The sequence below is a fragment of the uncultured Anaerovibrio sp. genome (assembly GCF_947302755.1).
In the GTDB taxonomy this organism is placed as follows: Bacteria; Bacillota; Negativicutes; order Selenomonadales; family Selenomonadaceae; genus Anaerovibrio.
Genome location: NZ_CAMYWM010000180.1, coordinates 1 through 3,923, shown reverse-complemented (window position 1 = coordinate 3,923; position 3,923 = coordinate 1). Strand labels below are relative to the sequence as shown.

General features: G+C 44.7%; 2 protein-coding genes. Both read left to right on the top strand.

Going from position 1 to position 3,923, the window contains the following annotated elements; translation table 11 throughout:
• Positions 1 to 524 precede the first annotated feature (524 nt).
• Positions 525 to 2,156: a diguanylate cyclase domain-containing protein gene (locus tag Q0Y54_RS12090; RefSeq protein WP_297968381.1), complete on the top strand. Its 1,632-nt coding sequence runs from the start codon at positions 525 to 527 to the stop codon at positions 2,154 to 2,156.
• Between the two features lie 280 nt (positions 2,157 to 2,436).
• Positions 2,437 to 3,831, top strand: coding sequence for an aspartate ammonia-lyase (locus Q0Y54_RS12085; RefSeq protein ID WP_297968379.1), 1,395 nt, complete (start codon positions 2,437 to 2,439; stop codon positions 3,829 to 3,831).
• Positions 3,832 to 3,923 lie beyond the last annotated feature (92 nt).

Here is a 3,923-nt window from a genome sequence, read left to right as displayed (position 1 = left end):
GAAGAAAAATCTTCCAATTAGCGTTTCCCTTTCAGGACTAGCTTCGCGTCGCAACTAGGCGGTCAGTGTCAGCTGCTCAGCTTCGGCTATTGTCTTTTTTATACTAAAGCAAAAGCTTTTACCTATCTTGAAATATTGATTTCTTTTTGATCTGTTTTCCTTTGTCACATTTTTGCTGATGAAGGGTGACAGGGTTGTCGATATTATTGGTAAATAATACTGTTTCTCCCTTGGGGCTGGAGGTATGAATTGGAGATAATAAAAGGTAAAATATGGCAAAAACCAAAATATATGATGTAGTGTATATAAAAATAGCATAATAATTTTTCACAACAAAAAAGGTTTTTCCTTTTCGACGTTGAATAGATATAAAGTGAAAAGTTGTTAAATAATACTAATTCGGTTGGAGTCGTGGACTGTAGCTGAATTTAGCCAATTAATTCAGAGCTTTATGGGGCCTTGTGTTCCATCTGGGTGATGGGGCATGCAGTACCTCTTGGTGTGGGATAAAGGGGAGATTTGAGATGCATTCCATACGAACAAAATTTACCTTACTGACATTAAGTGCGGTGGTTATAGCCTTATGCATAGCCACATATATTGGTGTTTACTCTATCCAGACCCTGGGCAAACGGGATGCGGACCAGATGCTTCATCTGAAATGCACATCTGGAGCGATGAATTTGGAAACCTATTTTGATGGAGTGGAGCGGTCTGTGGAGACGGTCTCTACCCTTGTACAGGACAACTTCGAGCATATGCCCCCTGACCAGCTGTATAGTGAGGTGGAAAGTGTGCGCCATCTCTTTAATAAGGTTGCCAATAATACTCATGGTGTCCTGACCTATTATTTCCGCCTTGACCCTGATTTTACAAAAGAACATCCGGGCTTTTGGTATGTCAGGGACCAGGGAGAGGAATTTAGGGAGCACAAGGTAACTGACATAACCCAATATGATACCAGTGACACCTCTTCACTGCTCTGGTTTACCCGTCCAAAAGCCGCAGCAAAAGGGATATGGCTGCCCCCTTATTATACGGAAAATCTGGGGGTACGGGTTATTTCCTACAATGTTCCCGTATACAGTCATGGGCGATTTGTCGGTGTGGTAGGTATGGAAATCGATTATGAAACCTTGGCCAACGAGGCGAAAAAAATCAAGCTCTTTGATAATGGCTATGCCTTTATTCTCGATGAAAATTCCAATGTCGTATACCATCCTCACATGGATTCTACCCTCCAATATGGCGAAAAGCTTGCCATAGATTCGCCTGATCAGGTAAAGGGTGACCACCATGTACAATATTGGTTTGATGGCAGCCAGAAGGAGGCTGTATGGCTTCCCTTGAGAAATGGTATGCGGCTCTATGTGACGGTACCATTGGGGGAAATCAACAGCGTGTGGCAAAGGCTGATTGTGCTAACCTTTTCTGTTTCCTTTATTCTGCTGGTGCTGGCAAGCTTTGTGATGATGAACTTTGGCAAGCGCATTACGGAGCCGCTTCATGAGCTTACCAACGTGGCCCAGCAGGTGGCCAACGGAAATTATGATGTGGTACTGGAGGATAAGAGCAATGATGAGATCGGGATCCTTACCAGGACCTTCAGGGGGCTTGTAGAGAAGACACGGGACAATATAGACAGTCTGCATAAGAAGATTTATATAGATGCCATGACCTCCGTGGGGAATAAAGCTGCCTATGGAGTTTATATTCAGAAAATACAGGATCGTATGGACAACCATGTAGAGGGAATTGAATTTGGCATTGGTGTGTTCGACTGTGACAATCTTAAATACATCAATGATTTTTACGGTCATGATAAGGGGGACATATATATAAAAACTGCCAGCCAGATAATCTGCCGCGCCTTCCCTAACAGTCCTGTTTTCCGAATAGGCGGTGATGAGTTTGCGGTTATTCTGGAAAGGGGCGATTTCTGTGCCAGAGATGAGCTGTTTAATCTGTTCCGAAAATATCGGGAGGAGGTACGTGCAACAGCTGAACACGAATGGGAGCAGGCAAATATAACCATGGGACTGGCTGTTTATGACCCAGAGAATGACGCATCTGTAATCGATGTTGCCCGCCGGGCCGACCAGGTAATGTACGAGAACAAGCGGCTCCGGAAGGAAAAACAGAAATCAGTGAGGTAAAGCCAAGCTTTATTTCGGATAAAAAAGAAGCGTTGCTTCGTATAAATGAAGAATTATTCAGGTGGGGTTTGGGCTCCGCCTGAATTTTATGTGGGTTTTATCCATTGCTTTGGGAGCTTTCAAAAGACCTTAACAAACGAAAAAGTTATTATGCAATAATTGACGAGAAAATTTATAAAATTCCTTGCAATTTGCATAATAAGGTGCTATCCTCAAGGTAAGGAATTTTGTATACAAAATACAAGAGCGATTAAAATGAAAAAGGGAAAGGGAGAGAGACATGAGAAAAGAACACGACTTCTTAGGCGAATTGGAAGTTCCGGATGATGTGTATTACGGAGTACAGACCCTGCGGGCCATTGAAAACTTCAAAATCACAGGGCAACGGGTAGACAGTGATTTTGTTCAGGCCATGGCCAAGGTGAAGAAGGCTACTGTATTGGCCAATTTGTCCACTGGACGTATGCCGGAAAAGATTGGTAAAGCTCTTATTCAGGCCGCCGATGAAATTATTGAAGGGAAGCTGTTGGATCAGTTCCCTGTAGATCCTATTCAGGGCGGTGCCGGTACCTCATTTAATATGAACATGAATGAGGTTCTCTGCAATCGTGCTTTGGAGATAACCGGTGAGGCAAAGGGCCGCTATGATATTATTTCTCCGAACAATCATGGGAACATGGCCCAGTCCACCAATGATACCTTCCCAACGGCCATCAAGGTGTGCCTGAACCACAAGGGCAAGATTTTGATTAAGGCCCTGAATCGTCTGGTGGACGAGCTGGAGAAGAAGGGGGAGGAATACAAGGACATTGTAAAGATGGGCCGTACCCATCTCCAGGATGCCGTTCCTGTTACCCTTGGACAGGAAATGAATTCCTATGCATCCTCCATTCGCCGGGGTATTGACCGCATTCAGCATGCCCTTGATACAATCCATTATGTAAATATGGGGGGCACCGCTGTAGGTACTGGCCTTAATGCTGAGCCTCAGTACATTATCAATGTTGCCAAGTCCCTCAGTGAGGTTACCGGTGAGACCTACAAAACTGCAGAAAATATGATTGATGCCACCAATAATACTGATGGCTTCGCCGATGTATCCTCTGCATTGAAGAATACTGCATTGGTTATCATCAAGATGTGTAACGATTTCCGCCTGATGGCCTCCGGCCCTCGCTGCGGTCTCTATGAGCTGAAGCTGCCTATGCGTCAGCCAGGCTCCTCCATTATGCCGGGGAAGGTAAACCCGGTTATTGCCGAGGTACTGAATCAGACCTGCTATCAGGTTATCGGCAATGATTTGGCCGTAACCTTCGGTGTAGAAAATGGCCAGTTTGAGCTTAATGTTATGGAGCCGGTAATGGCCTTTAATATGTTCAATTCCATGAACTATCTGACTAATGCCATTGACGGCTTTGTTGATAAGCTCCTGTTGAAGCTGGAGCCTAATAAGGAGCAGTGTCAGATGTGGATCGATAAGAGCGTTGGTATCGTAACCGCATTGCTGCCACATATTGGTTATGAAAATTCTGCTATGCTGGCCAAGGAAGCATACAATACCGGCCGTCCTATCCGTGAGGTTATTTTGGAAAAGGGTCTCCTTACCAAGGAGCAGGTGGAGAAGATTTTGGCTCCTGCCGCCATGACCACTCCGGGTATTGCAGGCAAGGATTAATGGGAGCCTAAGCAGTTAGTTTTATACAATTCCTTTAACTATGAACACTTAGTGAGCACAAGCCTACGGCGCAGTGGGAACTTAGTGTTCGT